This is a genomic window from Hymenobacter sp. BT559, assembly GCF_017571525.1.
Lineage (GTDB): Bacteria > Bacteroidota > Bacteroidia > Cytophagales > Hymenobacteraceae > Hymenobacter > Hymenobacter ginsengisoli.
Genome location: NZ_JAGETY010000003.1, coordinates 111,807 through 130,428, shown reverse-complemented (window position 1 = coordinate 130,428; position 18,622 = coordinate 111,807). Strand labels below are relative to the sequence as shown.

The following is an 18,622-nucleotide window of genomic DNA, read 5'->3' as shown; positions in this document are numbered from 1 at the left end:
TCGGGTTGAAAAAACGAGCACCCTACCCTACCGGACGCATGGTCACGCCTTCGGCTAATAGGTAGTTTTTGAGGCCCGCCACCGACAAGTCGCCAAAGTGAAAGACGCTGGCCGCGAGCGCCGCATCAGCTACGCCAGGTTGCAGGACATCGCGGAAGTGCGGCGCCGCTCCGGCCCCACCCGAGGCAATGACAGGCACCCCCACGGCCGCCGACACGGCACTGGTCAGGCCCAGGGCATAGCCGTCGCGGGTACCGTCGTGGCTCATGCTGGTGAGGAGTATTTCGCCCGCGCCGCGCTCGGCGGCCTCGCGGCACCAGGCAATGGCCTCGCGGCCCGCCGGGCGGCGGCCGCCGTGGGTAAAGACTTCCCAGGCTTCATCGGCAGGGCTAGCGGCGGCTTCGTTGGTTTGGCGGGCATCGACGGCCACCACAATGGCCTGCGAGCCGAAGCGCTGGGCCAGCTCGTCGATAAGACCGGGCTCACGCAGGACCGAGGAGTTGAGGCTGACCTTGTCGGCGCCGCTTAGCAGCAAGGCCTCCACATCGGCCACGGCCCCGATGCCGCCGCCCACGGTGAAGGGGATGTTGACTTCGCGGGCCACGTTGCGCACCAGCTCAATGAGGGTGCGGCGCTTTTCGACGGTGGCCGTGATGTCGAGCAGTACCAGCTCGTCGATGCCCTCCAGGGCGTAGCGCGCGGCCAGCGCCACGGGGTCGCCGGCGTCGCGCAGATTCACGAAGTTGGTACCTTTCACGGTGCGGCCGTTCTGCACGTCGAGGCAGGCAATGAGGCGTTTGGTGAGCATAGTTTTCTAGTGTTAAACTTCTTCGAAGGTACCGGCAATACTACTGGTCGGGGCACCCAGGGGGGCATAGACTTCCACTACTGGGGATAACCGGCCTCCGTAATTACTTGATAAACGGACCCTAGCGGCTCTAGGGAAACCAGCTCGGCTACCTGAGGCTGCGGCCGGGCCACCCCCAGGCGGTTCAGCCACACCGGGCGGATACCCGCGGCCAGGGCCCCTACTACGTCAGCCTGCCAGTTATCGCCCACCATCACCGTTTCGGCGGGCGTGGCCCCTAGCCGCTGCAACGCTTGCACATAAATGGCGGGGTCGGGCTTGAGCACGCCCACGTCTTCGGAGGTAATGAGGGCATCCACCAGGTGGCTCATGCCCAGGTGCCGTAGCTTTTCCTGCTGCTCGGCCGTGCGGTTGTTGGTGATAATGCCAATCTTATACGCGGGCTTCAGGGCCTGGAGCAGGGCTAGCGCGCCGGGCACCGGCCGCCGCAACTGTTGATAGTGTCCGTAGTGCTGCTCGGCCAGCTGGGCTACTTCGGCCGCAGTGGGCGTGGGCTCGTAGGGCGCCAGCAGGCGCGCAAACCGCTGCTGGCGGGCCTCCAGGTACGAGATACGGCCCGTCATTACTAGCGGGTGCACCTCTTCGAGCAGCTCGCTGTAGTGCTGGTAGAGGGTCTCGACCGGCACCCCCTGCAGCGTAGGCCGGCGAGCCGCCGTAGCGGCTAGTGCAGCCCGGGCCGTACCCGCGTGGTCGAACAAGGTGTCGTCCAGGTCGAAGAGGATGGTGGTAATAGTCGGGGCAGAGGGCATCGATAAGGAATAAAAACAAGGCTCCGCGTTACTTTTCGGCGGCCAGTCGGCAGGCTTGTTGCAGTCGGGCCAGCAGGCGAGCCCCTACGTAGTGCCGGAAACGTGGCGCGCCGCGCTTACGAATTCGATAGTAGCAATCCCAATAACTGGCCACCCGCCCCTGGGTTTGCTGCCAGTATAAAGGGTTTTCACGAATCAACTGCACGTAGCTGGCTTCCAGGGCGGGCGTTAAGTGTTGCGTCAACACCTCCAGAATTTCCTGCACGTACTCCCCTAGCAGACTAAAGGTGAAGGGAGTCGTAAAATCAGCCGGCTCACCAGCCCCGAGTGCAAACAACGCCTCTAGGTGGCGTTGCCGCACATACCCGTTGTGGTGCCGTAAATAGAGACAATGTAACACCTGCCGCTGCCCACTGGTCAGGCCCGATACTTGTTCGGTGGCCGGCTCAGGTAAGTATACCCGGTAAGGCAATACTAACGAACTACCCCGCCAGGCAATGGTAATCAAGCGGACATTTTGTCCCTTAACCGACAATTGCTCCGCCATATCCACGGGCAGGATAGCCAACACCGCTTGGAAGTCACTTTCCGCAACGGGCGGAAATAGGGCGGCGAGCATCCGTAGCGCCCGGCCGGGCTGCAGCTTATCCAGCATAGCGTTTCAGGTCCAGGGCATTGTTAGGATACTTGTCGTAGTTCGGCGCGCAGCTCCGCTTCCGTAATGGTGCCCTCGTAGATGGCCTTACCAATGATGGCCCCACTCATCCCTAGCTCGCGCATGGCGGCTACGTCGGCTACCGTTGTCACCCCACCGCTGGCCACGAAGCGCGCCGCCGGGAACTGCTGCCGCAGCGCGGTGTAGGTATCGGTGGCGGGGCCCTGGAGCTGGCCGTCGCGACTCACGTCGGTGCAGATAAAGGTGGTGGCCCCGGCCGCCAAGTAGGTGCCAATAAAGCCCGTCAGAGTCTTGTCCGACTGCTCAGTCCAGGCGCTCACAGCAATGTACTCCCCCTTAAAGTCGGCCCCAATGATGATGCGCTCGGCCCCAAACCGGGCTAGCCACTCCCCCACCAACGCCGGCTCGCGGGCCGCGATGCTGCCGGCCGTGAGCTGTGCCGCCCCGGCCGCAAAGGCTGCCTCGGCGGAAGCCGTGGTCTGGATACCGCCCCCAAAGTCGATGTGCAGCTGGGTATGCCGCGCAATGCGTTCGAGCACCGGCAGCTGGCGCGGCTCGCGGGCCCGGGCGCCGTCGAGGTCAACCAGGTGCAGGCGGGTAGACCCGAGTTGCTCGAAGTACTGGGCTTGCGCCAGCGGGTCGGCACCGTAGGTAGTTTGACGGGCGAAGTCGCCGCCAGTCAGGCGCACGCACGAACCGTTGATAAGGTCAATAGCGGGTATTATATCCATTTGAGCAATACAAGTACGTCGACGAATCCGACATACTTAAAACATTTGTTAAATACTAGGCAAGGTCGGCGGTCAGGAAATTCTTCAGAATTTGCTCGCCTACGGGGCCACTCTTCTCCACGTGAAACTGCACGCCGTAGAAATTACGGTAGCGCACGCCGGCGCTGAATGGCACCTCGGCCGGGTAGCTGGCTTGGGCAATGGTGTAGTCGCCCACCGGCGCGTAGTAGCTGTGCACGAAGTACACGTAGTCAGCCGCCGTAGGCAGCAGCGACGGAGCTACCGGGGCTTGATTCGAGTCCGACTGGGGGTTCAACTCGCCCGCAGACCCTAGCCCCGCGAAAAGCGGCGTTTGCAAGTCGTGGAGATTATTCCAGCCCATGTGGGGCACCTTGTGGGCAGCGTCGGGCGGGGTGAACCGAACTACGTCGAAGGGCAGCATCCCGAGCAGTTCGGTACCGCCGGCCGGGCCCTCCTGGCTGTGGCGGCCCAGCAACTGCATACCCAGGCAAATCCCCAGGAAGGGCTGCGTGAGCGTGGGCAGCACCTTATCGAGGCCGGCGGCGCGCAGCGCCCGCATAGCCGAGCTCGCCTCACCCTCGCCCGGAAACAGTACCCGGTCGGCCCCGCGAATTACGTCGGGGTCCGAGGTGAGCGTGGCATTCATGCCCAGCCGCTCCAAGGCAAAAAGCACCGACTGCACGTTGCCGCCCTGGTAGTCAATAACGGCGATATTCATCTTAAAACATTTGGTTAAATGAAAAACTTACCTAAGTTTACCCAAATGATAAATACGATTTACAGAATCCCTTTCGTGCTGGGAATCACGTGCTGCCCGGCGGGGTCTCGCACCAATGCCATCTTGATGGACTTGGCCACGGCCTTGAATATCGCCTCGATTTTGTGGTGCTCGTTGTCGCCCTCGCATTTGATGTTGAGGTTGCAGCGAGCCGCGTCGGAGAAGCTTTTGAAGAAATGGTAAAACAGCTCGGTCGGCACATCGCCTACCCGCTCGCGCTTGAAGTCAGCAGCCCACACCAGCCAGGGCCGGCCCGAGAAGTCGATGGCCGCCTGGGCTAGCGCGTCGTCCATAGGCAGCAGGAAGCCGTAGCGGTTTACGCCACGCTTGTCACCAAGGGCTTCGTTGTAGGCGGCGCCGATGGCGATGGCCGTATCTTCTACCGTGTGGTGCTCGTCAATGTGCAGGTCGCCGTGGGTGCGCACGTAGAGGTCGCAGCCACTGTGCTTACCCAGTTGGTCGAGCATGTGGTCGAAGAACCCTAGCCCGGTCTGGCAATCGGTGTGGCCGGTGCCGTCGAGGTTGAGGATAATCTCGATGCGCGTCTCGTTGGTGTTGCGCATCACGTGGGCTTTGCGCGGCGGGCGGCGCAGGTGCTCGTACACCCGGGCCCAGTCGGTGGTGCTGAGGGCGGCGCGCTCGTCGGCGTCGGCGTGCAGCAAGATGGCCTGGCAGCCCAGGTTCTCGGCCAGTTGCACATCGGTGAGGCGGTCGCCAATCACGTAGGAGTGCTTGAGGTCGTAGCCGCTAGCCGGGTCGAGGTAGCGCGTGAGCAAGGCGGTGCCGGGCTTGCGCGTCGGGGCCGGGTCGTGGGCAAAGCTGCGGTCGATGAGAATCTCGCTGAACTCGACCCCCTCCCCTTTCAGAATGTCCAGCATTTTTTGCTGGTAGGGCCAGAAGGTAGCCTCGGGGTAGCTGTCGGTGCCGAGGCCATCCTGGTTGGTGACCATGACGAGTTCGTACTCGCCGTCGCGGGCTAGCTGAGACAGGGCCGTGATGGCGCCGGGCACGAAATCGAATTTATGCCAGGCATCAATCTGGTAGTCAGTCGGCGGCTCGATGAGGATGGTGCCGTCGCGGTCAATGAATAATACCTTTTTCATCGCAGATTCAAACGGATTTAACAGTTTTAACGGATACGCCCCCCTACAGCGGGCTGGCTATGCAAGCGCGGAAGAGTGTCTGCTTTTATAGGAATAGCTAGCCTGCCGGTGAAAATTCCCGCAACGCGGCGACCAGCGCGTCGTTCTCGGCGGCCGAGCCGACGGTCAGGCGCAGGGTGCCGGCGCAGGCGGCCTGGCTGGGCCGGCGCACTACAATACCCTGGTTGAGCAGGTGCTGGTACACCGCGCCCGCGTCGGGCACGAAGCGCGTGAGCAGGAAGTTGGCGTCGGACGGGAAAATGTGGTCTACGATAGGCAGCGCGGCCAAGGCAACTCGCAGCGTATCGCGGCCTTGCAGCAAGTCTTGGCGCATGGCCTCGAAGCGGCCGGTGTCGGCGAGCGCGGCCAGTGCCAGGCGCTGCGTGTTTTCCGATACGTTGTAAGGCATTTTGATGCGGTTGAGATAGGCCATCACCTCGGGCGAGCCGAAGGCCATGCCCAGGCGGATACCCGCTAGCCCCCACGCCTTGGAAAATGTTTGCAGCACTACCAGGTTGTCGAACTCGGGTAGGCGCGTAATCCAGCTGGGCTGGTCGGCAAAGTCGGCGTAGGCCTCATCTACTACCACCAGGCCCGGGAAGCCGCGCAAAATCTGCTCGATGGCCGCCGGGCGCAGCAGGTTGCCGGTAGGGTTGTTGGGCGAGCATAGAAACACGATTTTGGCTTTCGACGCGATAATCTGCGCGATGGCCGCCTCGCTGAGCTGGAAGTCGGCATCGAGCGGCACGCGCTCCAGGGCCACATCGTTGAGGGCGGCAGCCACCTCGTACATACCGAAGGTGGGCGGCGTGCTCAGGATGCTGTCCTGGCCGGGACGGGCTACGAGGCGCACCAACAGGTCAATCACCTCATCCGAGCCGTTGCTGAGAAATACCTGCTCGGGCTTCACACCTTTGAGCGGGGCCAAGGCCTGCTTCACGGCGTGCTGGTGCGGGTCGGGGTAGCGGTTGAACTCGGCGGGGCCAGCGCTGCCCAGGCTATTTTCGTTGGCGTCGAGCATTACCCGGGCATCGCCCTGAAACTCATCGCGGGCCGATGAGTACGGCTTCATCACCCGCACGTTGGGACGAATGAGAGAATCTAAATCGAAGGACATTGCTTATTACTTTTCCTATTAAAGAACGTCATGCTGCACGCAGTGCAGCATGACGTTCTTTTGGTTCAGGATTTACTTTCAATTAAGTGCTCGCGGCGCAGGGCCACGGCGTGGGCGTGGGCGCGCAGGCCCTCGGCCTCGGCCATGGGCTCTACTACCGGGGCCAGGGCCAGCAGGCCATTGGGGGCTAGCTGCTGAAAGGTAATTTTTTTATAGAACGAGTCGAGCGATACGCCGCTATAGGCTCGCGCGTAGCCGCCGGTGGGCAGCGTGTGGTTGGTGCCGGAGGCGTAGTCACCCACCGCTTCGGGCGTGAGGTGGCCCATGAAGACCGAGCCCGCGTTATAGATGTCGGCGGCTAGCCCCTCGGGCGCGGCCACTGCCAGGATGAGGTGCTCGGGCGCGTACTGGTTGCTGAAGGCTAGCATCGTTTTGACGTCGGTCAGCAAAATGGCGCGGCTTTCAGCCAGGGCCTGGCGGGCAATGTCGGCGCGTGGCAACAGCGGTAGCTGGCGCTCCAGCTCGGCGACCACTCCTTGTAATACGGCTTCCGAATCGGTGAGCAACACTACTTGCGAATCGGGGCCGTGCTCGGCCTGCGAGAGCAAATCAGCCGCCACGAACGCCGGGTTGGCGCTGGCATCGGCGATAACCAGCACTTCACTCGGGCCAGCGGGCATGTCGATAGCCACCCCACGCTGGGCGGCTAGCTGCTTGGCGGCGGTCACGTAGCGGTTGCCAGGGCCAAAAATCTTGTCCACGGCCGGCACCGAGGCGGTGCCCACGGTGAGGGCGGCCACGGCCTGCGCCCCGCCGGCTTTGATAATGGTCGTCAGCCCCAGCTCCTGAGCGGCGAAGAGGATGGCCGGCGCAATGGTCCCCGTGCCCCGGCCGGGCGGCGTGCACAGCACAATCTCGCGGCAGCCCGCCAGCTTGGCCGGAATGCCCAGCATTAATAAGGTAGAAAACAGCGGGGCCGAGCCGCCTGGTACGTAGAGGCCCACGCGGGGCACGGCCACGCTGCGGCGCCAGCAGCGCACGCCGGGCATGGTTTCCACTTCGGCCTCCACGGCGGCGGGGCGCTGGGCGGCGTGAAAGGTGGTGATATTCTGGATGGCCTGGCGAATGGCGGCCTGCAACTCGGCCGGCACCTGGGCGGCGCCGGCGGCTAGCTCCTCGGCGCTCACACGCAGGCTAGCTAGGTCGGGGGCACCGTCGAGCTGGGCGGCGTATTGGCGCAGGGCCTCGTCGCCCCGGCTAGCCACGTCGTCGAAAATCTCACCGGCGCGAGCCAGGATAGCGGCGTTGCTGTCGGCCAGCGGGCGCTGCTGCAGCGCGGGCCACTGGCTAGGGTCGGGATTGCGAAAAATCTGCATGGCTTTTTAGATGTTAGCTTTTGACTATTAGCGATTAGCTTCTAGCTATTAGCTATTGGCTTTCTATTGAAAAAAAGCTAACAGCCTAAGAAATGCGCTTCTCGATGGGCAGCACCAAGATACCTTCGGCCCCGATGGCCTGCAAGTCGCCGGCGAGCTGCCAGAACTTGTCCTCCTCTACCACCGACTGCACAGACACCCAGCCTTCTTCGGCGAGCGGCGTTACGGTGGGCGACTTGATGCCCGGCAGCAGCGCCTTCACGGCGTCGAGGGCGGCTAGCGGGGCGTTGAGCACGATGTACTTCGAGCGCTGGGCCCGGCGCACGGCCTGCATGCGGAAGCGCAGCTGGTCGAGTAGCTCCTGCTTTTCGGGGCTCAGGTTGGGGGCGGCGATGAGCACGGCCTCCGAACGGAAGATGGTTTCGACCTCGCGCAGACCATTGCCAAGCAAGGTTGAACCGCTGCTCACGATGTCGCAGATAGCCTCGGCTAGCCCGATGCTGGGCGCGATTTCGACCGAACCCGAAATGGTGTGCAGGTTGGCGCGCACGCCCTGGCCAGCCAGGTAGTCGCCGAGCAACTTGGGATACGAGGTGGCAATGTTCTTACCTTCTAAGTCGGCCACCGAGTTGTACTCGGCCCCGCGCGGCACGGCCAGGCTCAGGCGGCACTTGCTGAAGCCCAGCGCTTCGACTTCGAGCCCGGCACCGCCGGCTTCAACCAGCACGTTCTGGCCCACAATGCCGAGGTCGGCCACCCCGTCCTGCACGTAGCCGGGAATATCATCGTCGCGCAGGTAGAGGATTTCCAGCGGGAAGTTGCTGGCCTCCACCTTGAGCTTGTAGGACGACGAAACGAAGCTGATACCGCACTCGCGGATGAGCTGAAGGGAGTCCTCCGAAAGGCGGCCGGACTTTTGAATGGCTAAACGCAGCATGAGAAAAAATGGCTCGCGGCCCGGTAGCGGGCTCGCGGCGAAGCTAAAGCGAGGCCCGGCTAGCCCCTGGCTAACCGAAAGCTCCTCGGTAAATACCCAAACGAAGTAAAAGTTATTTCCCGGCCTACGGGCGGGGCGGTGGTGGAGACGCGAGCGGCTGGCACTACTAGGCTACAGGGTAGCGGCCAGCCCGGTTGCCCGGTCTCCTACAGATGGTGGTGATGCTGCTGCGGCGCGGCACCAAGCGGCTGCGTAGCCCGCCAGGCAGCGGCCAGCCCCGAAACGGGGGCAAGCAGCGCGGGGCTGAGGGCAGACGTAAAGCAGCAAACGGAAGTCATCGTGGGGCAAAGGTAGGCCGGCCGCCCGAATTTTAAAGCACTCTTACGCAAAATGCCCTGTGGCGGCCAAATTGGAGCTACTGAAAATCAGTCTTTCTCAGGGCCTGGTGGATAGCTTCGGCCGCCAACTCGGGGTAGAAATAATGCGCGAAGTGGTCGCCCGGCAATTCTACGAACGGCTCGTCGGGTGGGCGCACCACGGTATCGGCCAAGGCATGCAAACGCAGCTCGGGCTGGGTGGTAAGCGGCGGCACCGGGGCAAACAGCACCCCTAGCTGCTGGGCCACGTAGCGGCGGCGGAAGCGCCCCATGCCCGCCACCAGCTGCCCGTGCAGCGCCCGCGACTCGTCGTGCGGGTAGCGGCGCAGAAAGTATCGATTGAGCCAACGGCTTTGCACCAGCCCCAGATGGGCATAGAGCCCGAGCAGGCGCGGGCTGCGGATGGACGACACAATCTTGGCCTGGTCGGTAAACGAGCTGAGCAGGATGGCCGTGGCCCCGGTTTGCTGCTTGAGGTGGGCCGCAATCCAGCCGCCCATTGAGTGGCCGAGAAGCACGTCGGTGGGCCCGATGCGGTGGCGGGCGGCCAGGTGAGTGGCCAGACTCACCACATTTACGGGGCTAGCGGGCCGCCAGTGGGCAAACTCCGCTTCCAGCTCCAGGGCCAGTACCTGCCCGAAGGCTGGCAACAGCGGCAGCAGTGGGTCGAAAATGGTGGCGTCTTCGGTATAGCCGTGGAGGAGAATCAGGCGGTTCATGCAATAAGGAAACTACGCGGGCCGCCAGCAGCTTCGTCCGGCAACTCCTCGCAGTAGAATCACGTTTACGTTCTTATCTTTGCCTGGCAGCAAAAGAGGGTGCCAGCTTTCCGGCCAGCACCCTCCCCAACTACCGGAGGAAATGAGCGATGAGGTAAAAGCCGATAGCTTTCGCCGCACCTTTCAAAACTTCCAGCAAAACCGGTTTGCCCCAGTTCTGCAGTAGCTTGTTCGCGTTTTCCCTATCCATGTTTCCAAGATGAAGTAGAGGTTGTACCATAACCCCACACTTCTGAAACCCCGGCTGTTCCTAGGCAGCTGGGGTTTCGTCTTGTTAGGAAACCCGTTTTGGTCGTGGGGCATAACCCAACGCGCTTGACGCAAAGGTAGCCCGCCGGCCGTGGTAGCCGCGGCGCATTCCTGGCTCGACCTCCGCCTTCGCGCTGTCCTGTTGGGTATGTTCCGAAGTTGAACGGGTAGCGCTACTACCCCCACACTTCTCAATGCCCTGACCTGCTCACGCAGGCAGGGCGTCTGTATTTAACAGAGTAGCCGTTGGGCTGGAGAGCGTACCTAACGCGAGGTGCCGGGAAAGAGGGGCTAGCGGCTAGCCCCCGCCCCCTCTTAAAACCGGGCAATGGCCCGCAGATTCACCACCCGCTGCGAGAGGTAGCTGGGAATGCTATAGGTGCGACCGTTTACATCCTGCAGGTAGCTATAGCCCGCCACGTTATTGGCCCCCAGGATGTTGAGAATCTCCAGGCTCAGCCACAGGCTTTCGAGCGAATATGGGTGGGGCTTGGCCGTGGCGCGCAGGCTCACTACTTTGGAGAAGCCGACATCGACGCGCTGGTAGGCGCTGGTGCTGTTGGTTTCGCGCTCCTGCAGGTGGCCGGGCGCGCTGAAAGGCAGGCCGGTACCAAAGACGAGGTTCAGGTAGCCGCGCACCGAGGGGTTATCGGGCAAATGGTCCTGAAAGAAGATGCTGGCCGTGAGACGCTGGTCCTGCGGCCGGCGGATGTACCCTAGCGTCTGGTAGCCGGTGCGCTTACCGGCCGCGTTGTAGGTGGCGGTGGTATCGCCCTTTTCCTGCGTGGAGAGCAAACCCAGGCTCAGCCACGATTCGACACCCTTCACAAACTCGCCGCTCAGGCGGGTTTCGAAGCCGGCGGCGTAGGCCGTGGCCTGATTCGTAGCATAGTAGCGCAGGCGCACGTTATCGACCTCGTAGGGAATAACGTCGGTGAGGTACTTGTAAAAAGCCTCCGTATTGAGGCGGAAGGGCCGATTCATAAGGTGCAGCTCGACCTGGCGGCCCACCACGAAGTGCAGCGACTTCTGGGCCCGCAACTCGGGGTTGAGCTGGCCCTGCAGGTTGCGCAGCTCGCGGTAAAAGGGCGGCTGGGCATAGACACCGGCCGCCAGCTTCCAGCTGCGCTCGGGGTGGCGGCGGTCGCGCGAGGAGAATTGCAGGCGCGGGCTGATAACGAGCTGCTGGTTTTCGGTCCAGTAGTGCCCCCGCACCCCGTAGGTCAGCGTTTTGAGCGAGTCGAGTTGCCAGGTGTGCTGCACGTAGCCCTGGGTGCGGGTGCTCAGCAGGTTGAGGTCGGCGGTGAGGCGGGTGCGGCGGGCATCGGGCACATAGTCGGCCGAGTCGGCAAAGCTGTACTCATCGAGCTGGTCGTGAATGCTTTCGCGGCCCGTCTTCACCCCAAAGCGCACGGTATGGGGACCTAGCGGGTCACCGCCGGGGTTCCAGCGCCCGCGCAGCTCGGCTGTGTACACGCGCGCCGTGAGGTCGTTGCGGGCGTGGTTAAACGAGGACCCGACGTTGCGCTGGCGCACCGTCTGGTTGAAATCGGGGCTGCTCGGGTCGCGGTTGACTTCGGCAAAGGTGTAGGCCGCCTCCACGTCTCTGAACTCCGACTCGCGGGTGCTCAGCGCCGAAGCCAGCAGGTCAAGTTGCAGGCCGGGGTGAAAATTGTGCCGCAGGTCGAGGCCCGTCTGGTAGGTATCGTACTGCATGCGCTCGCGCCCATCGTAGTAGATGTTGACGCGCAGCACCTGCCCGCCCGGCAGCGAGTTCGACACCTGCCCGGTCTGCGGCACGAAGCGGTAGTCGTTGTGCGCCACCACGCCCAAGATGCCCAGACTGGTTTTTTGCAGGTCGCCGCCCTTGCTGCCCAGCCCGATATTCACGTAGGCCTGGCCATCGTAGAAAGTCGGGTTGTACTGACCCTGGTTCTGCTTTAAGGCATTGAATACGTACTGCGCATTTTTATAGCGCACGCCGGCCAGGTAGCTTACCCGGCCATTGGCCGAGCGGGCCTCGGTGTGCACGGCGCCACCCACGAGGCTGGCTGTGGCCGAGGCCGCAAACTTCTCGGGCTCCTTATACTGCACGTCGAGCACCGACGAGAGCTTGTCGCCGTACTTGGGCTGCCAGCCGCCGGTACTGAAATCAACCTTCTGCACCAGGTCGGGGTTGATAAAGCTGAGGCCCTCCTGCTGGGCCTGCGTGACCAGGAACGGCCGGTACACCTCAAAGCCGTTGACGTAGAGCAGGTTTTCTTCGTAGCTGCCGCCGCGCACGTTGTAGGTGCTCGTGAGCTCATTATTGCTCACCACGCCGGGCAGGGTTTTGAGAATGGCGTTGAAATCGCCGAAGGGTGAGGGCAACACCTTAGCCGTTTGCGGGTCGAGCTGCACCAGGCTGGCCTGCTCGCGCTGGTCGGCACCGGCGGCGCGGGCGTGCACCGTCACGCTGCCCAGAGCCTTAGTATCGACTTGGAGGGCTAGCCGCAGGGGCTGGCCGGCTCCCTCGGGCAGGCGCAGGGGCTGCCGCAGGGTTTGGTACCCTAGCCGGCGCACCACCAGCACGGCCGGGCCGCTCACGGGCAGCAGCAGGCGCAAAGTGAAATTGCCCTGCGCATCGGTAGTAGCGCCGCCGGGCTGGCCTTCGAGGCCCACCACTACCAGCTCGAGGGGCTGGCCCTGGGCATCGCGCACAGTGCCGGTGAGCACAGTGGCCTGGGCCGCGGCGGCCGGCGCGGGCGCCTGCTGGGCCAGCACCGGGCCAGCCGCCGGCAGAACACTTACGGCTAAGAACAGAGGTAAAGACTTCAACGCAGAGGCAGCAGAAAAAACGGTTCCGTAAAGCTACGCAGGGCCTGGCCGGCCCAGCCGCGCGGCAGGCTTTCTCAACTTCTCCGGCTTAGCTTTCCGTATGCGGCTAGCCTAGTTTTTTGCGGCCTGCTCCTGGGTAGCCTCGCGCAGCAGCTGGCGCAGTCCGGCCAGTGTGGCCACCGGCCCGCCACCCGATTTAAACACGAAGCTGCCGGCCACCAGCACATCAGCCCCGGCCTGCACCAGGGCGGCGGCATTGTCCCGGCTCACGCCGCCGTCAACTTCAATCAGCGCCGCGGAGCCGGCGTCGAGCAGCAGCTCTTTCACCTCGGCCACCTTTTGCAAGGTGTGCGGAATGAACGTCTGGCCCCCAAAACCGGGGTTTACCGACATCACCAGCACCAGGTCGAGGTCGGCGGCAATATCCGAGAGCAGGCTAGCGGGGGTGGCGGGGTTAAGGGCCACGCCGGCCGTGCAGCCCAGGCTCTTAATCTGTTCCACCACGCGGTGCAGGTGCGGGCAGGCCTCGTAGTGCACCGTCATATGGGTGGCGCCCGCGTCGCGGAAAGCGGCCAGGTAATCCTGGGGCCGCTCTATCATCAGGTGCACGTCGATGGGCTGCTTGGCGTGGGGCCGCAGGGCTTCCAGAATGGGCAGACCGAACGAGATATTAGGCACGAAGCGGCCGTCCATCACGTCGAAGTGCAGCCAGTCGGCCTCGGCGGTGGCTAGCAGCTCGGCAGTGGCTTGAATATTGGCCAGGTCGCTGGCTAAGAGTGACGGGGCTAGCAGCGGCTCACGGCGGGAAGAAATAACGCTCATAGAACCCAAAAGTACGCCGCCGGGCAGCAGGAGCGGTGCTCCCCTACCCGGCGGCGCCGGTGGGCAAACGGGCCGGCCCCGTTCGCCGCAACTGATTAAGTGGTTTAGCGCTGTGGTTTGCTACTCGGCCTTCTTCTCAAACGCCCGCCAGTCGAGGTCGCCATTTTCCTTCCGGCGCAGGAAGTACGACTGGTCGTCGTCCTTGTTTTTGCCGAAGGTGAGGTCGCCGCGGCACGAGAGGCATTTTACGGAAGTGTACTTGAACTTGCCCTGGGCCACGCGCGAGGTCAAATCGAGGTTGTCGGAGCCGCAGAGGCCGCAGGCAGCTACATCGGGAAAGCTCAGGCGGTCGTATTCGGCCACGGCTTCGTGCAGGTTGCCGCCTTGCACGGTGAAATGAAACTGGCGGCGCCCGATGCGCTTGGTCGTCATTAACTGTAACATAAAAACGGGTGTCTGATTGACGGTTTAAAGATACGGCTTTTTTAGAATATTACCAATATTATTGGACTAGAATACCAATTAAATTAGCAAACTATTGCCGCACAAAGCGCACCGACTGCGTCGCGCCGCCGGCCACTGGCTGCACCGTGCACACGTAGGTGCCCGGCGCCAGCACCCGGCCCGGCAGGCGTAGCGCCGCCGTGGCGGCCGGGCTGGCCGGCAGCAGCTGCTCGCCGATGAGCGCGCCCTTCACGTCACGCACCCGCACGCGCAGCACCTGGCCACGCAGGCTGGCGGGCAGGGCCAGCATCAGCTCACTAAGGTGGCTGGGGTTGGGGAAGATGGCTAGCCCCTCGCTAGCGGCCGCGGCTTTGGCCGCCAGCGGGGCCCCGGGGTGCAGCCGGTTGTAGGCCGCCACAAAATCGGCAATGCCGTAGCCGAGCGTGTTGTCGGGGTTTTGGGCCTGCGAGGCGCCGGCTTCGAGGGCCTGAATCACCTGCTGGGCCGTGAGCGTGGGGTTGGCCTGCCAGAAGCCGGCTACCAGGCCGGCCAGCTCGGGGCAGGCATAAGACGTACCGTTGCCGCGCACGGCTGTGCCATTGGGGGCTAGCACGGCCGAGGCCACACCCATGGCCGAGAGCGTGGGCTTGATGCGGCCATCGGCCGTGGGGCCGTAGGAGCTGAAGCCGGCGTGATTGCGCAAAGAATCGACGGCGCCCACGGTGATGATGCTGTCGGCATCGGCCGGCACGCCAATGTAGTGCCACGAGTTGTTGCCATCGTTGCCGGCCGAGTTTACCACTACCATGCCGGCGCGGGCCGCCCCGAGCGCGGCCAGGCTGGCAATGGCCGTGCGGCCGTTGAGCTGGGCGTAGGTGTGCGACAGGTCGGCATCATCAAACGTATTGTAGCCTAGCGACGAGCTGATGACATCGACCCCGGCCGAGTCGGCATATTCGGCGGCGGCCAGCCAGTTGGCTTCTTCCATCGGCGACTCGCTGTCCACGTCTTCGGTAATGCAGAGGTGGAAGGTGGCGTGCGGGGCCGTGCCCACAAAGTAGCCCGGCAGCTCGCCCCCAATCAGGCTGAGGCAGGCCGTGCCGTGGCCGTTGCGCAGGTACACCTGCCGGCCGCCATCCACGAAGTTGCGGGTGCTGGCCACGCGGCCCTGGGTTTGCATGTTTTGCAGGGCCGTGATGCGATTGGCGCCCGGAAAGCCGGCGTCGAAGACGGCAATCTGCATCCCTTCGCCGCGGTAGCCGGCATTATGCATGGCCACCGCCCCGATGAGCTGGTTTTGGGCATAGGCCGGGCCGTAGGTGGCGCGGGGGCTAGCAGGCGCGGGCGGCGTGGGGGTGGGCGTCACGGCCGGGGCCGGGGCCGGGGCCAGGGGCGGCACCCGGCTCAGCAGCTGGGCCCGGCGCACGCCGGGCAGCTGCTGCACCCTAGCCAGGGTGGCCGAGTCGCAGGCCAGCGCCGCGCCATTGAGCCAGCGCGAGGTAAACAGTAGCTGTGGGCTGCCGCTCACGGCGCGCACCTGGCTCAGGTAGGCGGGGCTCACGGGCAGGTCGCGGGCGCGCACCGCAATGCCCTGGCGGCTGCGCCGGGCCAGCGCCCGGGCCGACAGAAACGCCTGCGGCTGGCTCACGGTGTAGGGCGTACCGGCTTTGTCGTTGAAATACACGAAGTAGCGGCGCACCGGGGCCGTAGTTTGGGCTTGGCTGGCCGGGGTGGCGCCGAGCAGCGTGGCCAGCAACAGGGCGGCCGGCCCGAGGAGGTTTTTCATAAAGGCAGAATAGGGCTGCTAAAGTAAGCGGTTAGCCCAGTGCTCGCCCTGGCCAAACGCCAACCGGCCGGCTCGCTGGATAGCGAGCCGGCCGGCAAACAACGTGTTCAACTTTTCTTACGGGCTAAATTGTGCCCGCGTCGATGAGCACTTCGTAGCGGGCGGCGCCCCGCTGCACCACCCCGGGCGTGAGGTTGGTCGAGCCGTCGGGGTTCGCGGTGAAGGTGGCGTAGCTGAAGCGCCGCCGCAGCACCCGGCCCACCCCATCGGCATATACCTGGTGCAAGCCCATCTGACTTAGCGCATTGATATTCTCAACTCCCCCGTCCAGCGTCGACTTGGTCATCACTGTGTTGTCATACGTTTTGGCCGCCTGGCCGCCCGCAGCGGGCGTAGTGAAAGGCGTGCCTACTTTATCCGTATAGAAGCGCGTGCGGCTGACGATGGTATCGGGCGAGCCATTCAGGGCGTTGGCGTTCCAGCCCCGCCCGGCCCGCGCCGGGTAAATCAGCTCCACGGTGCGCACATTGTTTTGGGTAAGCAGCACGGCGCGGGCCGACGGCTGCACCACCACTACACTGTCGTCGACCCAGCCGGCGCTGGCATCCGCCCGCCGGGAGCGCACCAGCCGGTAGGCCGGCTGGCCGGCCGCATCGGTAAACTGCTCGGTTACGCGCTCGCGCAGCTGGTAGGTCGTAGCCGTGGGCCGGGCATTCGCCCACACCGAGTCCGTCACGGCGTAGGTGCGGTAGGTGCCCACCGCCACCGGAAAATAATCGACCACCGGATTGGGAACCACCGAGGCATGGCGGCAGCCGGCCAGCAGCGGCAGGGCTAGCAGCCCCGCCCACCGGGTAGTTTTCAGTGCTAATAACAAGCGAAAACGCAGATTCATCCTAGAAAATATGTCCATAAAAATACCTTGCCGGCCGCCGCCGTAAGCGGCCGGCAAGGTACTACTGCTCAGCCATAACGCAGGCTGTAGGGTGATAGTGTAGCAGTGGGTTGGCTAGGCTACCGCTACGGCGTCGGTGGCCGGCACCGGCGCCTCACCTATCACGTGGCGCGTTATCCAACCGCCGCCCAGCACGTCGTCGCCGTCGTAGAACACGGCCGCCTGGCCGGGCGTGATGGCGTGCACCGGCTCGGGGAAATAGATGTTGATGGTGTCGCCAACCTGTTCTAGAAAAGCGGGCGAGCCGGGGTGATGGTAGCGCACCTTCACTGCGGCCGGCACCAGGCCTCGCCCTTCGAGGCTGGCCAGCTTGCCCATGTTGAGCTTGTGCACGGTGGTGCGGGTGCTGGCCAGCTCGTCGTAGTTTCCTAAAACGACTTCGTTGGTTTCGGGCCGGATGGCCGTGACGTAGGCCGGGAAGCCCAGCGCAATGCCCAGCCCCTTGCGCTGCCCGATGGTGTAAAACGGGTAGCCCTCGTGCGGCCCCAGGTCGCGGCCGTCCTTGTCCACAAAGCGGCCGCCGGCCACGCGCGCCTCCAGCCCCGGCACGCGGCGGCGCAAAAAGCCCCGGTAGTCGTTGTCGGGAATAAAGCAGATTTCGTAGCTCTCGGGCTTGTTGACCAGGGCCGTGAAGCCGCGGCGCCGGGCCTCGTCGTAGATTTCCGACTTGCGCATGGCCCCTAGCGGGAAGAGCGTGCGGCTCAGGCTTTGCTGCGTCACGCCCCACAGGGCGTAGCTCTGGTCCTTATTTTCGTCGAGGCCTTTGCTCACCACAAAGCGGCCGCTAGCCTCATCCTGCCGGATTTGGGCGTAGTGGCCGGTGGCGATGAATTCGCACCCTAGCTGGTCGGCACGGCGCAGCAGCGCATCCCACTTGATGTGGGTGTTGCAGAGCACGCAGGGGTTGGGCGTTCGGCCGGCCAGGTATTCTTCGGTGAAATTGTCGATGACAAAATCGCCGAACTCCTCCCGAATGTCGATGATGTAGTGCGGAAAGCCCAGGCGCACAGCTATGTCGCGGGCATCGTTGATGGAGTCGAGGGAGCAGCAGCCGGTTTCTTTTTTCGAGCCGCCGGCGCTGGCGTAGTCCCAGGTTTTCATCGTCATGCCGACTACTTCGTAGCCGGCTTCGTGCAGCAGCACGGCGGCCACCGACGAGTCGATGCCGCCACTCATGGCCACGAGTACGCGGCCCTTAGTTGGGGTTGGGGTCATTAAGAGGGCTAGCCACCCAGGGAGTGAACGTTCCGGCTGGCGCCACTACAAAGATAGCGACCAGGGAATAGTGCGCAGTGAACAGCGGCCAGAGCGACCTTTGCAGCCCGGTGCCGCGCTGCGCACTGTTTACTACTCCTTGCTCTTCGAAGAAATGTCTTTAGCTCTTCCCGTGCTCGTGCGCGGCATCAACAACCTCTCCGACGCCCGCTACTGCGCGGGCATGGGCGCCCAGGGCCTCATTTTCACGCTCGATGCCAACCTGCCCGGCGCCGTAGACGCCGGCACCGCCCGCGAGCTGGCCAGCTGGGTGGCTGGGGTCGATATTATCGGCGAGTTTGGCCACGTGGCTGGCCCCGAAATCAACCGTCTGGTTGAAGAATGCGGCCTCACGGGCGTGCTGCTGCGCCTGGATAACACCCGCACGAGTTTGCCGCAGGGGCTAGCCGTGCCCGCACTTATTGAGGTGCCACCCGTCCTCATCACCGACCAGCACTACTACACAGCCGCCATTGCCGACCTCACAGCCGCTTTCCCGCAGGGCTTCGCTTTCTTCACTATGATGCCGCCCGGCGATGCTGTCGAGCAGGCCTACTGGTCGAGCCTGGCGCGCCTGGCGCCTTTGTGGCTAGTGGGTCCGGCCACGGGCGCCGAGGCCCGGCAGTTGGCCGAGGCCGTGCACCCAGCTGGCCTTATCCTGGCTGGCGGCGACGAGATAAAGCCCGGCCTGCGCGACTTCACCGAGCTCGAGGCCGTGTTTGAGGCGCTCGAAGAGGCTTAATA

The 18,622-nt window shown here is 63.8% G+C and carries 18 protein-coding genes; 1 reads left to right on the top strand and 17 read right to left on the bottom strand.

The genetic code is table 11. From position 1 onward, the window contains the following. Window positions 1–22 precede the first annotated feature (22 nt). The 17 genes from hisF to mnmA form a co-directional block, all read right to left on the bottom strand. A complete protein-coding gene (gene hisF / locus J4D99_RS05120; RefSeq protein ID WP_208130639.1) occupies window positions 23–808 on the bottom strand; it encodes an imidazole glycerol phosphate synthase subunit HisF in 786 nt (261 codons plus the stop codon). Between the two features lie 77 nt (window positions 809–885). Continuing rightward, a complete protein-coding gene (locus J4D99_RS05115) occupies window positions 886–1,617 on the bottom strand; it encodes an HAD family hydrolase (protein WP_208130638.1) in 732 nt (243 codons plus the stop codon). A 28-nt stretch (window positions 1,618–1,645) separates the two neighbouring features. Further along, window positions 1,646–2,272, bottom strand: a complete 627-nt coding sequence (locus J4D99_RS05110; RefSeq protein WP_208130637.1) for a hypothetical protein — start codon at window positions 2,270–2,272, stop codon at window positions 1,646–1,648. A gap of 23 nt (window positions 2,273–2,295) precedes the next feature. Next, window positions 2,296–3,024, bottom strand: coding sequence for a 1-(5-phosphoribosyl)-5-[(5-phosphoribosylamino)methylideneamino]imidazole-4-carboxamide isomerase (locus J4D99_RS05105; protein WP_208130636.1), 729 nt, complete (start codon window positions 3,022–3,024; stop codon window positions 2,296–2,298). 55 nt (window positions 3,025–3,079) lie between these two features. Further along, window positions 3,080–3,763 (bottom strand): imidazole glycerol phosphate synthase subunit HisH, encoded by a 684-nt coding sequence (hisH, locus tag J4D99_RS05100; protein WP_208130635.1) that lies wholly within the window; start codon window positions 3,761–3,763, stop codon window positions 3,080–3,082. A 59-nt stretch (window positions 3,764–3,822) separates the two neighbouring features. Then, window positions 3,823–4,926 carry a bifunctional histidinol-phosphatase/imidazoleglycerol-phosphate dehydratase HisB gene (gene hisB / locus J4D99_RS05095; RefSeq protein WP_208130634.1) on the bottom strand — a complete coding sequence of 368 codons (1,104 nt, stop codon included), beginning with the start codon at window positions 4,924–4,926 and terminating at the stop codon, window positions 3,823–3,825. Between the two features lie 97 nt (window positions 4,927–5,023). Next, window positions 5,024–6,082 carry a histidinol-phosphate transaminase gene (gene hisC, locus J4D99_RS05090; RefSeq protein ID WP_208130633.1) on the bottom strand — a complete coding sequence of 353 codons (1,059 nt, stop codon included), beginning with the start codon at window positions 6,080–6,082 and terminating at the stop codon, window positions 5,024–5,026. Between the two features lie 65 nt (window positions 6,083–6,147). Continuing rightward, window positions 6,148–7,458, bottom strand: a complete 1,311-nt coding sequence (hisD, locus tag J4D99_RS05085; protein ID WP_208130632.1) for a histidinol dehydrogenase — start codon at window positions 7,456–7,458, stop codon at window positions 6,148–6,150. Window positions 7,459–7,543: 85 nt separating this feature from the next. Then, complete coding sequence (hisG, locus tag J4D99_RS05080) at window positions 7,544–8,395, bottom strand: ATP phosphoribosyltransferase (protein ID WP_208130631.1); 852 nt, start codon at window positions 8,393–8,395, stop codon at window positions 7,544–7,546. A gap of 206 nt (window positions 8,396–8,601) precedes the next feature. After that, window positions 8,602–8,733: a hypothetical protein gene (locus J4D99_RS21965; RefSeq protein ID WP_255554985.1), complete on the bottom strand. Its 132-nt coding sequence runs from the start codon at window positions 8,731–8,733 to the stop codon at window positions 8,602–8,604. 77 nt (window positions 8,734–8,810) lie between these two features. Continuing rightward, a complete protein-coding gene (locus J4D99_RS05075; RefSeq protein WP_208130630.1) occupies window positions 8,811–9,491 on the bottom strand; it encodes an alpha/beta fold hydrolase in 681 nt (226 codons plus the stop codon). Window positions 9,492–10,115: 624 nt separating this feature from the next. Next, window positions 10,116–12,617: a TonB-dependent receptor gene (locus J4D99_RS05070; protein ID WP_236018533.1), complete on the bottom strand. Its 2,502-nt coding sequence runs from the start codon at window positions 12,615–12,617 to the stop codon at window positions 10,116–10,118. A 111-nt stretch (window positions 12,618–12,728) separates the two neighbouring features. Further along, the gene (gene rpe, locus J4D99_RS05065) at window positions 12,729–13,439 is read right to left on the bottom strand and encodes a ribulose-phosphate 3-epimerase (protein ID WP_208130629.1); all 711 of its coding nucleotides are present in this window, start codon (window positions 13,437–13,439) and stop codon (window positions 12,729–12,731) included. 120 nt (window positions 13,440–13,559) lie between these two features. Continuing rightward, window positions 13,560–13,883, bottom strand: coding sequence for a hypothetical protein (locus J4D99_RS05060; RefSeq protein ID WP_208130628.1), 324 nt, complete (start codon window positions 13,881–13,883; stop codon window positions 13,560–13,562). 91 nt (window positions 13,884–13,974) lie between these two features. Continuing rightward, entirely contained in the window at window positions 13,975–15,669 is a 1,695-nt protein-coding gene (locus J4D99_RS05055; RefSeq protein ID WP_208130627.1) for a S8 family serine peptidase, read from the bottom strand. A gap of 124 nt (window positions 15,670–15,793) precedes the next feature. Then, window positions 15,794–16,564, bottom strand: a complete 771-nt coding sequence (locus J4D99_RS05050) for a hypothetical protein (protein ID WP_208130626.1) — start codon at window positions 16,562–16,564, stop codon at window positions 15,794–15,796. 114 nt (window positions 16,565–16,678) lie between these two features. Beyond that, window positions 16,679–17,839 carry a tRNA 2-thiouridine(34) synthase MnmA gene (gene mnmA, locus J4D99_RS05045; RefSeq protein ID WP_208130625.1) on the bottom strand — a complete coding sequence of 387 codons (1,161 nt, stop codon included), beginning with the start codon at window positions 17,837–17,839 and terminating at the stop codon, window positions 16,679–16,681. Window positions 17,840–17,993: 154 nt separating this feature from the next. Between mnmA and J4D99_RS05040 the strand changes: the two genes are divergently transcribed. Further along, window positions 17,994–18,620, top strand: a complete 627-nt coding sequence (locus tag J4D99_RS05040) for a beta/alpha barrel domain-containing protein (RefSeq protein ID WP_208130624.1) — start codon at window positions 17,994–17,996, stop codon at window positions 18,618–18,620. The last annotated feature ends 2 nt before the right edge of the window (window positions 18,621–18,622 follow it).